General features: G+C 65.6%; 27 protein-coding genes. 26 read left to right on the top strand and 1 reads right to left on the bottom strand.

The genetic code is table 11. The features are described 5' to 3' along the window. The first annotated feature begins 8 nt into the window (after nt 1-8). The 21 genes from N5J29_RS12635 to N5J29_RS12735 all read left to right on the top strand — a co-directional run bounded on the left by N5J29_RS12635 (nt 9) and on the right by N5J29_RS12735 (nt 11,644). On the top strand, nt 9-707 hold the full coding sequence (locus N5J29_RS12635) for a S24 family peptidase (protein WP_279924407.1): 699 nt from the start codon (nt 9-11) through the stop codon (nt 705-707). 15 nt (nt 708-722) lie between these two features. Continuing rightward, nucleotides 723-1,352 (top strand): hypothetical protein, encoded by a 630-nt coding sequence (locus tag N5J29_RS12640; protein ID WP_279924408.1) that lies wholly within the window; start codon nt 723-725, stop codon nt 1,350-1,352. A gap of 138 nt (nt 1,353-1,490) precedes the next feature. Next, the gene (locus N5J29_RS12645; RefSeq protein ID WP_279924410.1) at nt 1,491-1,901 is read left to right on the top strand and encodes a DUF1566 domain-containing protein; all 411 of its coding nucleotides are present in this window, start codon (nt 1,491-1,493) and stop codon (nt 1,899-1,901) included. A 187-nt stretch (nt 1,902-2,088) separates the two neighbouring features. Beyond that, nucleotides 2,089-2,430, top strand: a complete 342-nt coding sequence (locus tag N5J29_RS12650; protein ID WP_053517484.1) for a hypothetical protein — start codon at nt 2,089-2,091, stop codon at nt 2,428-2,430. Further along, nucleotides 2,427-2,636, top strand: coding sequence for a hypothetical protein (locus N5J29_RS12655; protein ID WP_111185492.1), 210 nt, complete (start codon nt 2,427-2,429; stop codon nt 2,634-2,636). The genes N5J29_RS12650 and N5J29_RS12655 overlap by 4 nt, the downstream gene beginning before the upstream one ends. Then, nucleotides 2,633-2,773 (top strand): hypothetical protein, encoded by a 141-nt coding sequence (locus N5J29_RS12660; RefSeq protein WP_279924411.1) that lies wholly within the window; start codon nt 2,633-2,635, stop codon nt 2,771-2,773. Before N5J29_RS12655 ends, N5J29_RS12660 begins: the two co-directional genes overlap by 4 nt. Further along, nucleotides 2,770-3,042, top strand: coding sequence for a hypothetical protein (locus tag N5J29_RS12665; protein ID WP_279924412.1), 273 nt, complete (start codon nt 2,770-2,772; stop codon nt 3,040-3,042). Before N5J29_RS12660 ends, N5J29_RS12665 begins: the two co-directional genes overlap by 4 nt. After that, nucleotides 3,039-3,884, top strand: coding sequence for a hypothetical protein (locus tag N5J29_RS12670; RefSeq protein ID WP_279924413.1), 846 nt, complete (start codon nt 3,039-3,041; stop codon nt 3,882-3,884). The genes N5J29_RS12665 and N5J29_RS12670 overlap by 4 nt, the downstream gene beginning before the upstream one ends. Before the next feature lie 2 nt (nt 3,885-3,886). Then, nucleotides 3,887-5,593, top strand: a complete 1,707-nt coding sequence (locus N5J29_RS12675) for a lambda-exonuclease family protein (protein ID WP_279924414.1) — start codon at nt 3,887-3,889, stop codon at nt 5,591-5,593. Between the two features lie 147 nt (nt 5,594-5,740). Next, entirely contained in the window at nt 5,741-6,016 is a 276-nt protein-coding gene (locus tag N5J29_RS12680) for a KTSC domain-containing protein (RefSeq protein WP_279924415.1), read from the top strand. Nucleotides 6,017-6,026: 10 nt separating this feature from the next. Further along, the gene (locus N5J29_RS12685) at nt 6,027-6,233 is read left to right on the top strand and encodes a hypothetical protein (protein ID WP_279924416.1); all 207 of its coding nucleotides are present in this window, start codon (nt 6,027-6,029) and stop codon (nt 6,231-6,233) included. 34 nt (nt 6,234-6,267) lie between these two features. Beyond that, nucleotides 6,268-6,822: a DUF1566 domain-containing protein gene (locus N5J29_RS12690; protein ID WP_279924417.1), complete on the top strand. Its 555-nt coding sequence runs from the start codon at nt 6,268-6,270 to the stop codon at nt 6,820-6,822. 32 nt (nt 6,823-6,854) lie between these two features. Continuing rightward, nucleotides 6,855-7,280 (top strand): DUF1566 domain-containing protein, encoded by a 426-nt coding sequence (locus N5J29_RS12695; protein ID WP_279924418.1) that lies wholly within the window; start codon nt 6,855-6,857, stop codon nt 7,278-7,280. Nucleotides 7,281-7,312: 32 nt separating this feature from the next. After that, complete coding sequence (locus N5J29_RS12700; RefSeq protein ID WP_279924419.1) at nt 7,313-7,738, top strand: DUF1566 domain-containing protein; 426 nt, start codon at nt 7,313-7,315, stop codon at nt 7,736-7,738. Nucleotides 7,739-7,764: 26 nt separating this feature from the next. Then, on the top strand, nt 7,765-8,208 hold the full coding sequence (locus N5J29_RS12705; protein WP_279924420.1) for a four helix bundle protein: 444 nt from the start codon (nt 7,765-7,767) through the stop codon (nt 8,206-8,208). Beyond that, complete coding sequence (locus tag N5J29_RS12710; RefSeq protein WP_279924421.1) at nt 8,205-9,569, top strand: RNA-directed DNA polymerase; 1,365 nt, start codon at nt 8,205-8,207, stop codon at nt 9,567-9,569. The genes N5J29_RS12705 and N5J29_RS12710 overlap by 4 nt, the downstream gene beginning before the upstream one ends. After that, nucleotides 9,566-9,892, top strand: coding sequence for a hypothetical protein (locus N5J29_RS12715; RefSeq protein ID WP_279924422.1), 327 nt, complete (start codon nt 9,566-9,568; stop codon nt 9,890-9,892). The genes N5J29_RS12710 and N5J29_RS12715 overlap by 4 nt, the downstream gene beginning before the upstream one ends. 144 nt (nt 9,893-10,036) lie before the next feature. Continuing rightward, nucleotides 10,037-10,783: a hypothetical protein gene (locus tag N5J29_RS12720; RefSeq protein ID WP_279924423.1), complete on the top strand. Its 747-nt coding sequence runs from the start codon at nt 10,037-10,039 to the stop codon at nt 10,781-10,783. After that, complete coding sequence (locus N5J29_RS12725; protein ID WP_164152414.1) at nt 10,776-11,315, top strand: hypothetical protein; 540 nt, start codon at nt 10,776-10,778, stop codon at nt 11,313-11,315. Before N5J29_RS12720 ends, N5J29_RS12725 begins: the two co-directional genes overlap by 8 nt. After that, nucleotides 11,308-11,460: a hypothetical protein gene (locus N5J29_RS12730; protein WP_279924425.1), complete on the top strand. Its 153-nt coding sequence runs from the start codon at nt 11,308-11,310 to the stop codon at nt 11,458-11,460. Before N5J29_RS12725 ends, N5J29_RS12730 begins: the two co-directional genes overlap by 8 nt. After that, on the top strand, nt 11,453-11,644 hold the full coding sequence (locus tag N5J29_RS12735; RefSeq protein WP_279924426.1) for a hypothetical protein: 192 nt from the start codon (nt 11,453-11,455) through the stop codon (nt 11,642-11,644). The genes N5J29_RS12730 and N5J29_RS12735 overlap by 8 nt, the downstream gene beginning before the upstream one ends. A 113-nt stretch (nt 11,645-11,757) precedes the next feature. On the opposite strand, the gene N5J29_RS12740 is transcribed toward N5J29_RS12735, so the two are convergent. Then, a complete protein-coding gene (locus tag N5J29_RS12740) occupies nt 11,758-12,105 on the bottom strand; it encodes a hypothetical protein (RefSeq protein WP_279924427.1) in 348 nt (115 codons plus the stop codon). A 34-nt stretch (nt 12,106-12,139) separates the two neighbouring features. On the opposite strand from N5J29_RS12740, the gene N5J29_RS12745 reads away from it, so the two are divergent. The 5 genes from N5J29_RS12745 (at nt 12,140) to N5J29_RS12765 (ending at nt 17,608) form a co-directional block, all read left to right on the top strand. Further along, complete coding sequence (locus tag N5J29_RS12745) at nt 12,140-12,649, top strand: hypothetical protein (protein WP_279924428.1); 510 nt, start codon at nt 12,140-12,142, stop codon at nt 12,647-12,649. 103 nt (nt 12,650-12,752) lie between these two features. Then, on the top strand, nt 12,753-13,196 hold the full coding sequence (locus N5J29_RS12750) for an endonuclease VII domain-containing protein (RefSeq protein ID WP_279924433.1): 444 nt from the start codon (nt 12,753-12,755) through the stop codon (nt 13,194-13,196). An 11-nt stretch (nt 13,197-13,207) separates the two neighbouring features. Beyond that, nucleotides 13,208-13,426 carry an AlpA family transcriptional regulator gene (locus N5J29_RS12755; protein ID WP_053517467.1) on the top strand — a complete coding sequence of 73 codons (219 nt, stop codon included), beginning with the start codon at nt 13,208-13,210 and terminating at the stop codon, nt 13,424-13,426. Nucleotides 13,427-13,813: 387 nt separating this feature from the next. Then, entirely contained in the window at nt 13,814-15,313 is a 1,500-nt protein-coding gene (locus N5J29_RS12760) for a S8 family serine peptidase (RefSeq protein WP_229765817.1), read from the top strand. Between the two features lie 285 nt (nt 15,314-15,598). Beyond that, complete coding sequence (locus N5J29_RS12765) at nt 15,599-17,608, top strand: alpha/beta fold hydrolase (protein WP_164152971.1); 2,010 nt, start codon at nt 15,599-15,601, stop codon at nt 17,606-17,608. Nucleotides 17,609-17,651 lie beyond the last annotated feature (43 nt).

Genomic DNA, 17,651 nt, shown 5'->3' on the forward strand with positions numbered 1-17,651 from the left:
ATCCGAGCATGGATATCGCCGAAATCCGGAACCGAAACTTCCGGCACATCATCAATGCCCTGGAAGAGCGCGGCATCAAGAAGCGCCGGGACCAGGGGGCACAGCTCGGTGGCTTTCTGTCGGCTTCCTTCGTCTCGCAACTCATTGGCGGCAAGTACATAGGCGATGACCTCGCCAAGAAAATTAGCACCGCCCTGGGCCACGACAGCGGTTGGATGGATAGGCCCCAATGGGACGACGATGGAGCAATCTCACCGGTCTTAGAGAATGAGACGCCCGAAGGCTACGTTCGCTTTCCCCTGCTTGAGGGGTTTGTCGCGGCCGGAGGGGGTGGTTATATGCCAGAGCATCCAGAGGTGGTGCGGTACATCGATGTAGCGAAGGACTGGGTGGACCAGAACATTCGCGCCCCCAGGGAAGCCGTGCGGATCATCACAGCGCGCGGGGACTCTATGGCAGGCGATATCAGTGACGGCGACGTCCTGTTCGTCGATTGCCGCGTCCAAGACTTCGACACAGATGCCATCTACGTAATGAACTGGCAAGGTCGGCCACTCGTGAAGCGGTTACAGGCCAGGCGTGACGGCTCGGTTCTGATCCGAAGCACCAACCCAGCGTATGAGCCTGAGGTAGTGCCTGCCGGCGAGCTGGACCAGCTCTTCATTTCCGGGCGCGTTCTGGCCGCTTGGGTATTCCGCAAATTCTGAGTAGGAGCGCCACAGATGAAAGGAATCGATATCGACGCGCCGCACGGTCGTCTCATAGCCGGCGGCTTGGCTCTGTTTGTCACGTGCCTCATCGGCGCGTGTGGATATGCACCACCCTCATCAACTAGCGACAACAGCGACGCCAGTACGCCAGAGCCTGCCAGCGCGCAGCATTCCGAGGCAGCGGGCGTTGTCGTTTCCGCAGCCGAGGAGCTCGCGAGGTACGGTGTATCCGTTACTCAGTTCACCCCGACGCAAGAAGCGGCGCTCTACGTGACTATGGGGGTCGAAGGCATGGACGTGACCAGTGATGGATACGAAATCCCCCAGTCCGTAAAGGACAAGAGTGTCGCGGGGATGGAGTTCCGCATCCCGAGCGACCCGAAAGCTCGCTGGGGACTTATCGACGTCACGCAGCGGAATTTTCCAGTTTCATACATCTTCACGCATCGCGTCGGCCCTTCTGGAACGACCTATTCAATGCGTGAGTACGATTGTGATTCAAACATGGTTCGTTATCTTGCCACGGGCCAGAACATCGACGAAATGAGGACGTCCAAGCAAGATGACAGGATGAGCGAAATCCACCCGCGCTCGATCGCCTACTACCTAGGAAAGCTCGCCTGCACCGACCTGGCTCGGTAGAGAACGCCGCCGCGACAGCTGAACGGCATCAAAGCTGTTCAGCTAATCAGTAACGCAATTAGCTGTTAGCTGTTGACTAAGAGTTAGCGATCCGCTAATGTCTTCCTGCGCCCCACCTCCGGGGCCGGGAGACCCACAGTGAGCCAGCAGACCCAGCGCTTCACCTTCACCACCGACGAAGCCGGCAACCGGCTCACCGTCATCGACTCGACCACCGGGCTGGAGTTCACCGCCCGCCCCGTCACCAACGATCCGGTCACCCACCAGGGCGCCATCGACGCCTGCGCCAGCTGCCGCGTCGGCGGCCACGCCGACTGGGCCCTTACCACCCGCCAGGAGCTGCTCTCGCTTGTCGATCTGAGCCGCTACAGCCCGGCCATCGACACCGACACATTCCCCGAGTTCCCGTCCGACTGGTTCTGGACCGCCGACCTGTGCGCCTGGTCCTCGGCGTCCGCGTGGTTCGTCCTTTTCTCCTTCGGCAACGTCAGCTACGGCCACCGCTACCACGACGGGTTCGCGTTGGCCGTGCGTCGTGCCGGTCAGTAATTGCCCCTTTGGCGCTCTTCCCCGCCCCTTCCTTTCCCTCTCCATCTCTCCTGATTAGGACCGAGATCATGACCGTTAAGCGTCGCCCCCTCTGGATCTGGATCGGTGCCGTGTACGCCGGGACCGTCTTCGCCGCGGCGGCCGGCTTGGCCTTCGGCAACCGCCTGTTCGGCCTGGAGTGCTGAACATGGCCGCCGTCACGGAACTGCACCCCGAAGCTGAGGTCCGCCGCCAGCGTCGGAACGTACCGGTGCTGATCGGCAACCTGAAGAACTCTGGCCTGGGCATGCCCGGCGTAGAGACCGCCTATCGCGCAGCGCTGTTCGCTGGCGCCACCGAAGAGATGGCCTGGGAGGCGGCTCGCCGCCACGCGCTGACCATGATCGGGTTCCCGGACGAGCTGTCCGACACCGGTATGGACCTGAGCAAGGTCGAGTCGATGCGAAAGCGCCGTCAGGCCCTGATCGACACCTACCGTGCCCTGCCCAACCCGTTCGCGCTGTCGATCGACGCGGAGCGTGCGGCATGAGCGCCGTCGCCCTCTTCCCCATCCAGACCGACAGCCAGAAGTACCAGCTGGAGACCGTCCGGATGGCCGCACGTCGCGCTGGCCTGAACGTCAAGGCGGTCGAGCGCGAGTTCATCGAGGCGGGCTTCTCCCGCCCGAAGCAGAACGAAATCAGCGAGCGCTGCCGTCGGGCGCGCATGGTCATGACCTTTGGAGGTGAAGCGTGAAGCGGGAAACCATCCAGCTGCATCTCGAAGTCTTGAAGGATCTGGCGATCTACCTGGGCATGGCTGCCTGCATGACCGGGCTTGGAGCCATCGGCGTCCTGCTGGTGCAGGACCTGGCAAAGGCGGTGGCCCCGTGATCCGGCATCCGATTGCACTGCTGGTCCCCGCCGCCCTCAACGCGATGCTGGTCGGATTCTGCATAGCGCTGGCAACGGCCGCGTACCCGCGCGGCGCCGACACCTTCGTGGTGCTGGGGCTCGCATGTGCGGGGTTCTTTGCCCTCCGTGCCGTGGTTGAGGCCCGACAAGCATGGCACCCATTCGTCACCGGTCTCGCTCAGCGCCGCGCCATTCGCCGCGCGGCTCCGCTCACCCGCATCAACTTCCCCAAGGACGACATTCGATGAACGCCGTTGCTCAGCAAACCGCTCTTTCCACCCAGCCCCGCCAGCAGTTCGACCTCAGCCCGCAGACCTTTGACCAGGCGTTGCAGTTCTGCGACTACCTCGCTGACAGCGACTTCGTCCCGAAGGATTTCAAGGGCAAGCCCGGCAACTGCCTGATCGCCATCCAGTGGGGTGCCGAGCTCGGCCTGAAGCCGCTGCAGGCGCTGCAGAACCTCGCCATCATCAACGGTCGCCCTGCCCTCTGGGGTGACGCGGTCATTGCGCTGGTGCGCAGCTCACCGCTGTGTGAGTACATCACAGAGGCCGACGACGGCAGCACGGCCGTGTGCCGGGTCAAGCGCCGCGGTGAATCCGAGGAGGTACGCACCTTCAGCATGGAGGACGCCAAGGTGGCAGGCCTGCTGGGTAAGACCGGACCCTGGACCCAGTACCCGAAGCGCATGCGCCAGATGCGCGCCCGCGCCTTCGCCCTGCGAGACGTCTTCCCGGACGTCCTGCGCGGCATGCCCATCGCCGAAGAAGTCATGGATATCCCTCAGGCCGGTTCTGCCAGCGGGGAGCAGCAGCGCGTCGCCATTGAGGGGCAGGCCGACAAGCAGCTGCCGCTGTACTCCGAAGCCGACTTCGCGGCCAACCTGCCGAAGTGGCTGGACATCATCGCCAGCGGCAGGAAGTCCGCTGAGGACCTGATCGCCACGCTGCAGACGAAAGCTCGCTTCACCGCTGACCAGTTGAAGAAGATCCGCAACCCGCCCAAGGACGACACGGATGGCGAAGGCCACCCCCAAAGCGATGTTGCCGCCGCTGCTGACGGCCTGACCCAGACCGCCGTGGAGTACTGAGCATGCGTACCGTGAATCTGATTCAGGGCACCCCGGAGTGGCATGCCCACCGCGCCAGCCACTTCAACGCCAGCGACGCTCCGGCAATGATGGGCTGCAGCCCGTATAAAACCCGCAGCCAGTTGCTGCGCGAGTTCGCCACCGGCGCGACCATCGAGCACGACGCCGGCACTCTGCAGCGCTTTGCCGATGGCCACCGCTTCGAAGACCTCGCCCGGCCACTGGCCGAGCGCATCATCGGCGAGGAGCTTTACCCCTGCGTCGGTGTCGACGGCAAGTTCTCGGCCAGCTTCGACGGTCTGACCCTGCTGGAGGACAAGGCCTTTGAGCACAAGTCGCTCAACGACGACCTGCGTCTGGCCATGCCGCTGGATGGCACCGACGCATGCCTGCCGCTGCACTACCAGGTGCAGATGGAGCACCAGGCCATGGTCAGCGGCGCCGAGCGCGTGCTCTTCATGGCATCGAAGTGGGCCGGCGACGAACTGGTCGAGGAGCGCCACTGCTGGTACACCCCGAACCCGGAGCTGCGCGCCAGGATCGTGGCCGGCTGGGCCCAATTCGATGCCGACGTGCTTGCGTATGACCCGGCGCCGGTCGCCGAGCCGGTGGCCCCCGGCCGCGCCCCGGATCAGATGCCGGCCCTTCGCATCGAGGTGACTGGCGAGGTCACCGCTTCGAACCTGGCCGAGTGGAAGGAACAGGCCATCGCCGTGTTCCAGGGCATCAGCACCGAGCTGGTCAGCGACCAGGACTTCGCGGATGCAGAGAAGACCGTGAAATGGTGCGGCGACATTGAGGACCAGCTGAAGGCGGCCAAGCAGCACGCCCTCAGCCAGACCCAGAGCATTGACCTGCTGTTCAAGACCATCGACGCGATCGCTGAGGAGGCCCGCTCCAAGCGCCTGGCGCTGGAGAAGCGCGTCAAGACCCGCAAGGACGAACGCCGCACCGAGATCGGCAACGCTGCCCGCCGTGCCGTGCAGCAGCACGTGCAGGCAATCAACGAGACGCTGGGCGAGTACGGCATCCCGATGCCGGCAACGCTGATTGCCGATATCGGCGACGCGATGAAGGGCAAGCGCTCGTTCGCCAGCATGCAGGAAGCGGTGGACGCCGTTGCCGCCAACGCGAAGGTCGATGCGAGCCAGTCAGCCGAGCGGATCCGCGCCAACATCCGCGTGATGGAAATGGAGGTCGGCACCCATGCCGCGCTGTTCCCTGACCGCGTGCAGCTGTGCTCCACGAAGTCGGCGGAGGACCTGCGCAACCTGATCGCCGCCCGTATCGCCCAGCACCAGCTGGCGGAGCAGGCCCGCCTCGACGCAGAGCGCGAGCAGATCCGCAAACAGGAGGAGGAGCGCGCGCGGGAGCTGGTAGCTACGGCCGCGCAGCCAACTGCGGCGCCGGAGCCCAAGCCCGAGGCGAAGCCGCACCCAGCCGTCCAGGCAGTGCCGGACCCGGTGGCGACGGAGGACCGCGCGCCCTGGGTGGCTGAGGGAAAGAGGCTGAAGCTCGGCGAGATCGTGGATCTGATCGCCCCACTCAAGATCGATGCAGAGGGCTTGCGTCGGCTTGGCTTCGATCCGGTAGCGACCGAACGCGGCGCCAAGCTCTATGCCGCCGACCAGGTGCCGGCGATCCTCGCCGCCGCAATCCGCGTTCTGCAGTCGGCAGCCAACGGCCAGAGCTATCCACTCGCGGCCTGATCGAACCTACACGGCGGGGCTGCTGCAGCAGCGGGCCGCGCGGGAGACGTAACCCGCCCCAGCGAAAGCTCATGGGTGAACGAGTGGTGCGGACGCAACGCCGCTGACTGCCGGGAAAGACCGGCCCCTATTCCGAAGGAGACCACCATGGCAATCCGCATCGATATGCAGGACGTCGAGTCCTCCCAGATTCACAGCATCGGCCACGATGCAGAGACCAGCACCTTGGCAATCCGCTTCACCAGCTGTCGAGGCGGCGTGATCGGTCCCGGCAGCCTGTACCACTACGCCAACTTCGATGCAGCAGAGTTCGCTGCGTTCCGCGACTCGGAGTCTCTGGGCAAACACTTCGGGCAGTACATCAAGCCGTTCCCGGCGAAGTACCCGTATCGCAAGGTCGAAGAGCCGGCGAAGGCCGCGTAAGGAGACTGCGATGGCCAGGAAGCTGCGCACGCAGTTGGACATCTTCGACCGCGATCCGGCGCGGCTGGCCAAGGCCAACCGAGATGCAGCCATGCACGCGCTCACTGACGTGCAGTTCCCGCCGGCAATCCGGCAGGAGCGCCACGACCACTACATGGCAGAGGCAGTGCGGCTGGAAGCCTTGGCCGCTCTCTGCACCCCTTCACAAGCCGCCTAACGGCGGACACCCACCGCAACGCGAGGAACGCACTTTGAACGCCATCACCATCCGTACCAAGGGCGATGCTGAAATCCAGCTGTCCCTGCCTCCCGCCTCCATCAACAGTTTCATCGAACTCGCCGCCGAGCAGGTGACCGCTCAGGGCGTGGTGGCCATCGGCCACACGAAGCTGCTTGCCGACGGAACCAGGGCCGCCGGCAGCGACCCGCGCATCGACCACGTCGCGGTGATCGATCACTCCACCGGCCTGATGTGGGCAGTGAAGTCCATCGGCGACAGCGATGGCGACCCGATGAGCCAAGCCGACTGCGAGAAGGCCTGCAGCGAGCTGCGGCTGCTGGGCCACGACGACTGGCGGCTGCCCACCCGCAGCGAGCTGGCCGCCCTGGTCGATGACACGCGCCATGAGCCGGCCATCGATAGCTCGCTCTTCCCCGGCGTGCTGCCCCGCTGGCACTGGACCAGCACGCCCTGCGCCTGGTCCTCGGCGTCCGCGTGGCTCGTCTCTTTCCGCAACGGCCACGTCTCCAACTACCGCCGCCACGGCGACGGGTTCGCGTTGGCCGTGCGTCGTGCCGGTCAGTAATTGGCCCTTTTGACCCTTTCCCTGGAGCAATCATGAACCCCATCACCCTCAAGAAGATCGGTGCCGACCGCAACCAGCTGCCGGACGATTCCAACGACCACGTCGCCGTCTTCCTGCCCGACCACGGCCTGACCTTCACTGCCACCAGCATCGTGGACAGCGACGTGCCGCACGCCGAGTGCGAAGCGGCCGCCAAGGCACTGACCCTGCTCGGTCACAGCGACTGGGATCTGCCGACCATCGAAGAGCTGCAGCTGCTGATCGACCGCAGTCGCTACTCGCCGGCCATCAACACCGACTTCTTCAAGGACATCGAGAACGACTGGTACTGGTCGAAAACCCCGGCCGCCTGGTCCTCGGCGTCCGCGTGGCTCGTCTATTTCTACAGCGGCGGCGTCTACGGCGGCCCCCGCTACGGCTACGGGTTCGCGTTGGCCGTGCGTCGTGCCGGTCAGTAATTGGCCCTTTTGACCCTTTCCCTGGAGCAATCATGAACCCCATCACCCTCAAGAAGATCGGTGCCGACCGCAACCAGCTGCCGGACGATTCCAACGACCACGTCGCCGTCTTCCTGCCCGACCACGGCCTGACCTTCACTGCCACCAGCATCGTGGACAGCGACGTGCCGCACGCCGAGTGCGAAGCGGCCGCCAAGGCACTGACCCTGCTCGGTCACAGCGACTGGGATCTGCCGACCATCGAAGAGCTGCAGCTGCTGATCGACCGCAGTCGCTACTCGCCGGCCATCAACACCGACTTCTTCAAGGACATCGAGAACGACTGGTACTGGTCGAAAACCCCGGCCGCCTGGTCCTCGGCGTCCGCGTGGGTCGTCCATTTCCTCAACGGCCTCGTCTACGGCTACCACCGCTACTACCTCGGGTTCGCGTTGGCCGTGCGTCGTGCCGGTCAGTGATTTGATTTTCTGCTGAGGCTTTCCCGATGACCTCCCGTTTCCAGCCACCACCCATCATCAAGGCCGCCGAACGCATGGCGGTCGAGATCGAGAATGCCGTGCGCAAGTTCGCTCGCTACCATCGCTACCAGATCGGCAGCGACCTCCGCGCACGTGCCCAACAGGTGTTCATCAACGCCAACAACGCCTGGCGTGAGCGCGCCGAGCAGGCGCGGTGGGTGGCGGTGCTGGTTCGGGACATCGACGCCCTCAAGCAGCTCCTGCAGATTGGCAAGGGGGTTGGCGCCTTCGCCAGCTTCCGCCAGTTTGAAATGCTCATTCGCCTGGCCGAAGAGGTGGGCATGCAGGCGGGCGGCTGGCGCCGCCGTCTGCGCGAAGTCTCCCATGCCCAGAGTGCGCAAGCCGATGGCGTCGCGCAGCGTGGCAAGAAACTGAGTACCCGTACCGCCCTTGCGGGGGCCAACTCATGACGAAGCCGCGCTATCCGCATCCGGGCTGCGCGGCCTGGTCGCAAGTGTATGGGGAGGCGGCCGCCTGGTCCTCGGCGTCCGCGTGGAACGTCAATTTCAACAACGGCAACGTCAACAACAACCACCGCAACAACAACGGGTTCGCGTTGGCCGTGCGTCGTGCCGGTGAGTTTCAGGGAGAGGTAGGCCTGCAGGAGCTGTATCAGGCTTGGCGGCGTGCGCGCCGCCAGAAGGTTCCAAGCTTCAACCAGCTGCGATTCGACCACCGCTGGGCCGATGGCCTGCTGCAGCTGCAGCGCGAGCTGCTGGCCGGCCGCTGGCAGCCACGGCCCTCGACGTGCTTCGTGGCAACGCGGCCCAAGGCGCGCGAGATCCACGCGCCGGACTTCGCTGACCGGGTTGTGCACCACTGGCTGGTGCCGCAGCTGGAAGCGCTGTGGGAGCCTACGTTCATCCACGACAGCTATGCCAACCGCAAGGGACGCGGCAGCCATGCGGCCGTGCGCCGGGCCCAGCAGTTCGTGCGCCAGGTTCACAGCGGCCAAGGCGGCGGCTGGTATCTGCAGCTGGACGTGGCCAACTTCTTCAACAGCATCCACCGGCCCACGCTCTGGCGGATGCTTCGCTCCCGGCTGCGCCGACAAGGCGTACCGTTGGTCGTCCAGCGGGCCACCCATGCGCTGCTGCGCCATTCGCCGCTGCACGCGGGCGTCCAGTACCGCGCCACTGCCGCAGAGCAGGCTCAGGTGCCGCCGCACAAGCGCCTCGCCAATGCGCCGGCCGGGCGAGGCCTGCCGATCGGCAACCTGTCCAGCCAGTTCTTCGCCAACGTCTACCTGGACGCACTTGACCAGTTCGCGAAGCACACCCTCAAGGCCAAGCGCTACCTGCGCTACGTCGATGACTTCGTGTTGTTTCACCACAACCGCGAGCAACTGGCGGCCTGGCGTGACCAGATTGAAGCCTTCCTGCGGGATCAGCTCGGGCTGCGTCTGAAGGCCGAGCAGAAGCTCTGCCGCCTCACCGACGGCCTGGACTTCCTTGGTTACGTGATCTACCCGACCCACACGCTGGCCCGCCGCCGCGTCGTTGGCCATCTGCATACGGCGCTGGCGGAGTGGGAAGGCCAGCACGTCCAGGGCGACCGCCTGCGTGGCACGCCGGCCGACTTTCGTGACATGGCCAATCGCATCGCCAGCTTTGCCGGCCACCTGCAGCACGCCAGCAGCCATCGCCTGATGCGGCGCGTTCACACCCGCTTCCCTTGGCTGCGATCCGCAGCCCGACCGCGCCGTTTCAGCCCGAAGGCAGAGCGTCGCATCCATTCGATTCAGTGGCACCAGCGCAAGGAGATTGCATGAACACCACGATGGCAGACGGCGCCAACGAGCGCCTGGACGCACAGATCGCCGAAGCGCTCTTCGGCCAGCCGGGCATGAGCAAGATGGACGTAGCCAACCGCGTGCGCGAGCTGCGCGGGGATGGGCCGGCGCTGCTGGTGCCGCGCGAGGCAGGTCAGGACGAGCGGGCACGGTTCGAGGCGTGGTATGTGGGAAACGCGTTCGACTACGAAAAAAATCCAATCGGCAGCAGAGAGTGCAGCCTGATGTGGAAGGCATGGCAAGCTGGACTCGCTACTCGTCAGACGGCGGGGCGGGAGCCGGTTGGCTATCTCTACGACTAGACCCACAGCAGCGCGCTCGGTCGAGGCGAGGAAACTTTCACGGCGTTCACGCCTGATATCGAAGCTGCGCGCGGCAGCAAGGGTGCAGTCAACATCCGTCCGGTCTACGCCGCCCAGCCCTCCCCGGGTGGTCAGGGGGAGAGTATGTCCATCAGCGACGACGACCGCGCCGTGCTGCAGCGCCTGCAGGATGCTCTGCCGACCGCTGGCATCAGCGGCTGGGCCAAAGGCGTCGAGGTGCTGGAGCGACTGCTGCGCGACTCGCTCGCCGCCCGCCAGCCGGTTGGTGTTCCCGCCGACACCCTTCGCGCACTGGCTGACCGCTGGGCGTCAGACCGCGACTACACCGGTAGCCCTGTCGATGACATTCGGGCACTGATTGATGCTCCGACTTTCGCGCGACAGCCGGAAGGCGCAACCGTAAAGGATTCCTTAACCATTGCCGCCCGCCAGCCGGTGGGGGAGCCGGTGGAAGATGACGCAGCCAGCGAGGCATTCGGCGAGTTCGCCGACGACTACCTGACCGATGGCAACGGCTATGCGCCGGCATCGACCTATGCCGCTTGCAGCAAGGCATTCGAGGCGGCATGGCCGGATCGTGCAGCCGCCACGGCCGCAGCGCGGGCCGAGTTGAAGCGCCTGCACGGGGATGACCGCACGGTCGGCGCGCGACGCGCCGAGGCTCTGAATCGTGCTGACGCACGCGACGATGCAGCCGATGCCGCCGCCCCGCCCGCGCAGGCAGTGGACCTGGGGAAGATCCTCGACCAGATCGCCCAGCAGTGGGAAGGGTGCAACTACGACGCCGTCGGCGAAACCATCGACATTGGGCAGGCAATCCGCGCGGCTGGCAAGCGGCTGATCGACAGCCAGGCGGTGGGCAATGGCTGACGCTGCCACTCTCACTCATGCCGAGCTGGTTGAGGCTGGTAGGCGCTGGTTACGCAGGCAGGGCTGCGGCGTGATCCTGCATGAGCCATTCCGGTCCGGAGTACTGATCGAGCAGCCGGACGTGATCGGCTGGCGCGAAGGCGCGTCCATCCTCGTGGAGGCCAAGGCCTCACGGTCGGATTTCGCCGTAGACGCCAAGAAGCCCCATCGTGCTGAACCAGAGCGCGGCGTTGGCGACTGGCGCTTCTACATCGCGCCTGCAGGCCTGATCGCTGTTGACGAACTGCCGGAGCGCTGGGGGCTGATCGAGGTTCAGGGCCGCAAGATCCTGCACACCCATGGAGTGCCCGGAAACTGCTTCTGGTTCCGGCACCCGTTCCCGCACGCGAACAAGCGCGCCGAAATCCAGCTGCTCATCAGCGCGATCGCTCGCCCAGAGTTCATCCCCCGACCGGAGACCAAACTTCGCCCGGGTATCGACTTCTCCGATTGGCAGGTGGGACAGGACAACAAGGAACCGACCAATGGCTGACCAGCTGCTCACCGCTGCAATGGTCCACGTGTTCGCCCTGGCTTGGTTCCTGCTGGTGCTGGGCGCCCTCTGGATCGCGCTGCAGGGCTACCGCGCCGCGCGCAATGGGCTGCGCTGGTGCTGGCGGAGGTGCGCTCATGGCTGAGGCAATCGACCACCGCGAGGTCGGCCGGCAGCTGGCCAGCATGTCCGGAGTCGAGCTGGACTCGGCTCGGCCGGCAACCGTGCGGACATGGGAGGCCCGTGGGCTGGCGCTGCAGGCGCTGGCGCGCGGCGACATGACCGAGGCGCAGCGGGTGATGGCACATGCCACGGGTGGTGCCCGATGAACTACTACAGCGAATGGGATCCCTACACAGCGCAGTGGATCCGCAACCTCATCGATGCCGGGCTGATCCCGCCCGGCCACGTCGACACCAGGAGCATCACCGATGTTCAACCCTCAGACCTCGCCGGATACCGGCAATGTCACTTCTTCGCCGGCATTGCCGGCTGGTCCCTTGCAGCTCGACTTGCTGGGTGGCCCGACGACCGCGAGCTCTGGACCGGAAGCGCCCCGTGCCAGCCGTTCTCCGTCGCGGGTAAGGGAAAAGCCCAGGATGACGATCGGCACCTGTGGCCCCACTTCCTTCGCCTCATCCGTGCCAGACGGCCCGCTGTCGTCATGGGAGAACAGGTTGCGGCGGCGGTTGGCAAGAACTGGCTCGACGGAGTGTCTGCTGACCTGGAAGGAATCGACTACGCCTGCAGGGCGGTTGTTGTCCCGGCTTGTGCCGTCGACGCGCCCCACCGACGGGACCGGCTCTGGTTTGTGGCCCACGCCAATGGCGCACGAAGCGCGGCTGGGCTACCAACGTCGGCGCGGGGACACGAAGGGCTCGCAGGAATCGCTCACCACGGTGGTGGTGAACGTGTCGGCGCCGTTGGACGATCCGCGCATTGCGGGCCTGTGGCCGACGCCGACCGCCTCGCTCGCCGACAAGGGCGTGCGATCGACGGAGGGTGCGGTCAAGGAGGCGGCGCGGAACCACGGGCCGGATCTGGCTGCGGTGGTGGTGGCATCGATGTGGCCGACTCCCGAAGCAAGCGATTCGACCGGGGGCCGCGTATCGAAGGAAATGGGGGGGTTCCGCCCAAGCGGAGCGAAGCGATCAATCACGCTGGGGACAGCCGCGCACCACGTTGGGACGGCGCAGCATGGCTCGTCGGCCACGACGGAAAAGCCCGGCGCGTTGAACCCAGCATTCGTCTGCTGGCTCATGGGGTTCCCGGCCGCGTGGGACGCCTGCGCGCCTACGGCAATGCCATCGCGCCCCCGCTCGCTGCGGAAGTAATTGGTGCTTATCTGGACTGTTACCCATGAAGATCTGCACGAAATGCAAAGCTGAGAAGCCTGAGGCTGAGTTCTGGCCCGACCGGCGTCGTGCTTCAGGTCTTATGGCGCGCTGTAAGGCCTGCAAGACCGGTGACGCTCGCGAGTACCGAGCCTCGCGTCCGGGCTACCACAAGGCAGCCTACGCCAAGACCCGCACAGCTACGCGAGAACGGCATTTGGTCCGAAAGTACGGTGTGACGCTTGCCGACTACGAAGCGATGCTGAAGGAGCAGGACGGAAAGTGCGCCATCTGCAGCGCACCCGAGGGAGAGCAGTTCAAGGGCGTATTCCACGTCGACCACTGCCACGCCACCGGGCAGGTGCGCGGGCTGCTGTGCAGGGGCTGCAACCACATGCTGGGCGTAGTTGGCGATGACCCGCACAAGCTGCTCAGGGCGATCACCTACCTGAAAGGCCCGCAGGTCGCGGCGGAAGTGATCGGCGCCTACATGGACTGCCACCCGGATCCAGACGAGCAGCTGCGCGCTGCGCTGGCCACGAACTGAAGGAGGACACCATGGCTACTGAGCCGCTCGTTTTCATCAAGATGCCCGAGGTCAAACGCCGCACGGGCCTGAGCAAGACCACGATCTATGACCGGATCAGCGCCGGCACCTTCCCGGCGCCTGTGCCCCTGGGCGGCAACGCGGTCGGCTGGATTGAGGCCGAGGTGGATGCCTGGCAGGCCGCCCGCGTCGCCGAGCGGGATGGAATTGAACCCGCCAAGGCTGCATAGAATGGGGGTATTGCTGGGGGTATCGATTTCGAATACCAGCACCAACCGCCTGCGCCATCAACAACTTACGTTCACATTGCGGTAGGGCCCACCTCCACCAACGAGCGGTCCTTCAAGGACCGGAGAAGCCCGGACATTCCCGCCAGAAGGGGATCTCCGGGCTTTTTTATTGCCTGCGGTACACACCGCTCGCCGCGCGTGTCGATCTCGACATCGGTAAATCAGTTCAGAAATTTCCTACCCCCGCACTGGGGGAGAACGGTCTGCGAAGCCGTTCGTTCAAGGTCGCCATCAGAGAGGAGACCGCGCGGACATACCCCCTTCATCTCGAGTCGAGCCCCCAGGGCACGACCGGCTCATCGCACCTTTCACAAAGGAACTGTATTCATGCGTACGTCGCTTCGGGTTTCCCTTGCCAGTGCCATCACCCTGGTCCTGGCCAGTGCCCCTGCCTTCGCCCAATCCACCGAACGGGTGTGGACACGGGGCATGGACAACAACCAGCAGTACAGCAGTTTCATCGTCAAGTACCGCGATGGCAGCCGCAAACGCGTCTCTGCCGACACCGCCCAGGATGCGCTGAAACAGCGCTTGGGCGCGCAGCAGCGCAGCAAGCGCTCGGTGGGTGCGGCGCAGGCTGCGGCGGTGGCGCATCAGCGCCGCATGGGTGGCGGCGCCGATGTGATCAGGACAGACAAGGCACTGGATCGTCCGGAGGCCGAGATCCTGATGCAGCGCATCGCCGACGACCCGGACGTCGAATACGTGCAGCCGAACTTCATGATGAGCGCGTTCGCCACGCCCAACGATCCGCGTTACGCCGAACAGTGGCACTACAGCAATCCCGTCAGTGGCGCACGCGTGCCGGCGGCATGGGATCGCTCCACCGGCCAAGGGGTCGTGGTGGCGGTGATCGATTCGGGCTATCTCGACAACAACGACCTGCAGCCGAACCTGCTGCCAGGCTACGACATGATTTCCTCCACCCGGCCGTTCAGCAATCTGCAGTGCATCCTGGGCGGGCTGAATCCCGGTTGTGGCGGTTCCGACGATGGGGATGGCCGCGATGCGGATGCCTTCGATGCCTCGGGCATCGCGCACGGCACCCACGTTGCGGGAACCGTCGCGGCGGTAACCAACAACCAGATCGGCGTGGCCGGCGTGGCCTACAACGCGAAGGTTGTACCGGTACGCGTGCTGGGCAACCAGGGCAATGGCGGCTCGGATGACATCATCGACGGCATGCTCTGGAGCGCTGGCATCGCTGTGCCGGGTGTTCCCGCCAATGCCAACCCGGCCGAGGTCATCAATCTCAGCCTGGGCGGCCGTCGGCCCTGCTCGCCGGCCGAGCAGGATGCGATCGACGACATCACGGCCACCGGCACCCTCGTGGTGGTCGCGGCGGGCAACAGCAACCTCGATGTGTCCGAGTTCGCACCGGCGAACTGCAACGGCGTGATCGCGGTAGCCGCGAACGACCAGGGCGGGCGCCGCGCGTTCTACTCCAACTACGGTGCAGGCATCCATATCACCGCGCCCGGTGGCGAGACGTGGTCGTGCCGCGCCTCGGTGGGCGAGTTCCTGCCCCTGGCCACACCCCCGAACTCGACCAACTGCGCACCGACCCGCCAGCATCCGGCGCAGGGCGTTCTGTCCACGGTGGGCAACAATGCCTTTGACTTCATGTCCGGCACCTCGATGGCGGCACCGCACGTGGCCGGCGTCGTCGCGCTGATGCAGGCGGTGGCACCGGTGCCGAAGACCACCAGCCAGGTCAAGGACATCCTGCGCCGCACCGCCCATCCGATCGCGGCGGCCAACTGCCCGGGGGGTTGCGGTCCGGGCATCATCGACGCCGCAGAAGCTGTCAGGGAGGCCAGCAACTGAGGCCCGGGCGCAGCGGCCCGCCACAGCCGCTGCGCCATGCGTTGCCCGCCGGTCAGATCCACAGGCCACCTTCTCCCACATTCCCGGCACGAAACCCATGAACTGGTTCGACGGCATGGCCATCGGCTTCCTGCTCGGTGTCCTGGCATGTACTGCTGCGGTGGTCCTGGCAATCCGCAACAGCGATCTGGACGATTGACGACCGGCCGCTGAAGGAACCGGCGCACGCCGCTTCCGCCTTGACATACCTCCCGCTAGAGTGGCGCGACCGCGCAGGAGGATCGTATGGCAACCACGGGAATGGGCATCGTCGGCCGCACGGCTCTCGTCTTCACCCTGCTGCTGGCGCTCAGCGGCTGCGCCACCCTGCGCCAGTTCGGGCCCTCGGTGCAGGTCGCCTCGGTTACCCCCGGCCAGTACATCGCGCTCAAGCGCGGTGACATCCTCACCACCGGCAAGCTCAGCTCGGCCACCCTGGAAACCCTGCGCGTGGCCGGTCTGGACGAGGGTGTCTGCGCCAGGCCCGGTCCGCCCTGCATCGATGCAATGGAGGCCAGCATCGTCGTGCGCGAGGAAGACAAGCGCTCGGCCCTGGCCGAACTCTGGCTGCAGTACGCATTGACCCTGCCCGCCCCCAAGCGCGAGTACTCCGCCGAAGGCCGCGCCAAGGCCGTGGTCACCGAACTGGACGCCGGCTTCCAGCCGCGTCTGGATGCATGGATGCAGGTTGCGAGGCAGGCCTACGCCTATCTGTTCTTCACCGAGCGCACCGCCAACCAGCGGGGTTTCGAGGATCGCCAGACGCAGGTGCGGGACTACTACAACCTGGCCGTGCAGGAAGCCTCCGTGCAGCTGTTCGAGGCCTACGCCACCGGCCGGGTGCACGGCGACACCAGCCGCTTCCAGCTGGGACGATGGACCTTTGTGCTGGCGCCATCGGACGACGGCTCGCCCTTGGACGAGCGTACGCCGAGGGAGCTGGTTCCCGCCGCAGCGCTCTCGTTCACCGGCACCTTGCGCAGCGTGCATCGCCGGGATGGCTTCGGCGCCGAGCTGGTGGCGGTGATGGATGATCCCGGCAGCGACGTGGACACGCCGGCTGCCGCGGCCAGCGCCCCCCCGCCGGTACAACGCAGCTGGAGCGAAATGCCTTCGCCCTCGATGTCGGTGCTGCTGCGGTTCTCCGGCAACAACCTGTGGGAAGTGCTGCACGACGACGAGCCGGAGGTGGAGATCCACGATCCCTACCAGGTTTCGGAAGTCACCCTGCATGGCCAGCAGGTGCCACTGGCGGCCAACTTCACGGCAGGCTACGCGCTGTGGCTCGCACGCTCCAACTTCAGCCGGCAATCGCTGCGCTCGCTGTTCGGCAGCAAGGGCGGCATCGATACGCCGCATCTGTACATGATGCAGCCCTACGACCCGAAGCGCCGCGTGCTGTTGATGATCCACGGCTTGGCAAGCAGCCCGGAGGCATGGGTCAACGTCGCCAACGAGCTGATGCGCGACGATGAGATCCGCCGGGACTTCCAGGTGTGGCAGTTCTACTACCCGACCAATATGCCCATCGCGATGAGCCACGATGCGATCCGCCACATGCTGGCCGACGTGCTGCAGCACTTCGATCCCACTGGAAAGGCGGCGGCCTCGCATGACATGGTGCTGGTCGGGCACAGCATGGGCGGAGTGATCTCGCGGCTGATGGTGTCTTCGTCCGGCGACCATCTGGTCGAGACCCTGCTGGCAACCGCGCAGATGACGCCGGCACAGCGCGAGCTGCTGCGCACCCGCGGCGCGCCGGTGCTCACGTTCAAGCCGGAACCGGAGATCTCACGGGTGGTATTCATTGCCACACCGCATCGCGGCACCGACGTCGCCGGTACCCGCCTCGGGCGCTGGATCGGCCGTCTGGTACGGCTGCCACTGACCGTGCTGGAGGACGTGGCGACGATCGCCAACGACGGCCACGTCGACCGCGACGACGGCAAGCACGGCTACCAGATGAACAGCATCCAGAATCTCGACAAGGATGACCCCTTCGTCAAGGCCGTCGCCGATCTGCCGATGTCCCCGAGCGTGCGCTACCACTCCATCATCGCGCGCGCCAAGGCCGATGGACCGCTGGAGCAGACCAGCGACGGACTGGTGCCCTACTGGAGTTCGCACCTGCCGGGCGCCGAATCGGAGAAGGTGATCGTGTCCGGTCACAGCGTGCAGGAAGCCACGCCCGCCATCGTCGAGCTCAGGCGCATCCTGCATGAAGACATGCAGGCACACGACCGGCGCGATGAATAGCGCAGGCTGATCGCCGTTCCGCCACCGGCGGAGACGGCGGGTC

The sequence above is a fragment of the Stenotrophomonas sp. GD03680 genome (genome assembly GCF_029844625.1).
GTDB lineage: Bacteria > Pseudomonadota > Gammaproteobacteria > Xanthomonadales > Xanthomonadaceae > Stenotrophomonas > Stenotrophomonas maltophilia_P.

Bases quoted from the DNA above. Each gene is read 5' to 3' on its own strand.
- N5J29_RS12715 (WP_279924422.1), top strand. From the start codon at position 9,566: ATGAACACCACGATGGCAGACGGCGCCAACGAGCGCCTGGACGCACAG.
- N5J29_RS12635 (WP_279924407.1), top strand. From the start codon at position 9: ATGGATATCGCCGAAATCCGGAACCGAAACTTCCGGCACATCATCAAT.
- N5J29_RS12670 (WP_279924413.1), top strand. From the start codon at position 3,039: ATGAACGCCGTTGCTCAGCAAACCGCTCTTTCCACCCAGCCCCGCCAG.
- N5J29_RS12640 (WP_279924408.1), top strand. From the start codon at position 723: ATGAAAGGAATCGATATCGACGCGCCGCACGGTCGTCTCATAGCCGGC.
- N5J29_RS12755 (WP_053517467.1), top strand. From the start codon at position 13,208: ATGGCTACTGAGCCGCTCGTTTTCATCAAGATGCCCGAGGTCAAACGC.
- N5J29_RS12725 (WP_164152414.1), top strand. From the start codon at position 10,776: ATGGCTGACGCTGCCACTCTCACTCATGCCGAGCTGGTTGAGGCTGGT.
- N5J29_RS12720 (WP_279924423.1), top strand. From the start codon at position 10,037: ATGTCCATCAGCGACGACGACCGCGCCGTGCTGCAGCGCCTGCAGGAT.
- N5J29_RS12745 (WP_279924428.1), top strand. From the start codon at position 12,140: ATGGCGCACGAAGCGCGGCTGGGCTACCAACGTCGGCGCGGGGACACG.
- N5J29_RS12650 (WP_053517484.1), top strand. From the start codon at position 2,089: ATGGCCGCCGTCACGGAACTGCACCCCGAAGCTGAGGTCCGCCGCCAG.
- N5J29_RS12700 (WP_279924419.1), top strand. From the start codon at position 7,313: ATGAACCCCATCACCCTCAAGAAGATCGGTGCCGACCGCAACCAGCTG.
- N5J29_RS12750 (WP_279924433.1), top strand. From the start codon at position 12,753: ATGGCGCGCTGTAAGGCCTGCAAGACCGGTGACGCTCGCGAGTACCGA.
- N5J29_RS12735 (WP_279924426.1), top strand. From the start codon at position 11,453: ATGGCTGAGGCAATCGACCACCGCGAGGTCGGCCGGCAGCTGGCCAGC.
- N5J29_RS12680 (WP_279924415.1), top strand. From the start codon at position 5,741: ATGGCAATCCGCATCGATATGCAGGACGTCGAGTCCTCCCAGATTCAC.
- N5J29_RS12655 (WP_111185492.1), top strand. From the start codon at position 2,427: ATGAGCGCCGTCGCCCTCTTCCCCATCCAGACCGACAGCCAGAAGTAC.
- N5J29_RS12675 (WP_279924414.1), top strand. From the start codon at position 3,887: ATGCGTACCGTGAATCTGATTCAGGGCACCCCGGAGTGGCATGCCCAC.
- N5J29_RS12765 (WP_164152971.1), top strand. From the start codon at position 15,599: ATGGCAACCACGGGAATGGGCATCGTCGGCCGCACGGCTCTCGTCTTC.
- N5J29_RS12685 (WP_279924416.1), top strand. From the start codon at position 6,027: ATGGCCAGGAAGCTGCGCACGCAGTTGGACATCTTCGACCGCGATCCG.
- N5J29_RS12705 (WP_279924420.1), top strand. From the start codon at position 7,765: ATGACCTCCCGTTTCCAGCCACCACCCATCATCAAGGCCGCCGAACGC.
- N5J29_RS12730 (WP_279924425.1), top strand. From the start codon at position 11,308: ATGGCTGACCAGCTGCTCACCGCTGCAATGGTCCACGTGTTCGCCCTG.
- N5J29_RS12760 (WP_229765817.1), top strand. From the start codon at position 13,814: ATGCGTACGTCGCTTCGGGTTTCCCTTGCCAGTGCCATCACCCTGGTC.
- N5J29_RS12695 (WP_279924418.1), top strand. From the start codon at position 6,855: ATGAACCCCATCACCCTCAAGAAGATCGGTGCCGACCGCAACCAGCTG.
- N5J29_RS12710 (WP_279924421.1), top strand. From the start codon at position 8,205: ATGACGAAGCCGCGCTATCCGCATCCGGGCTGCGCGGCCTGGTCGCAA.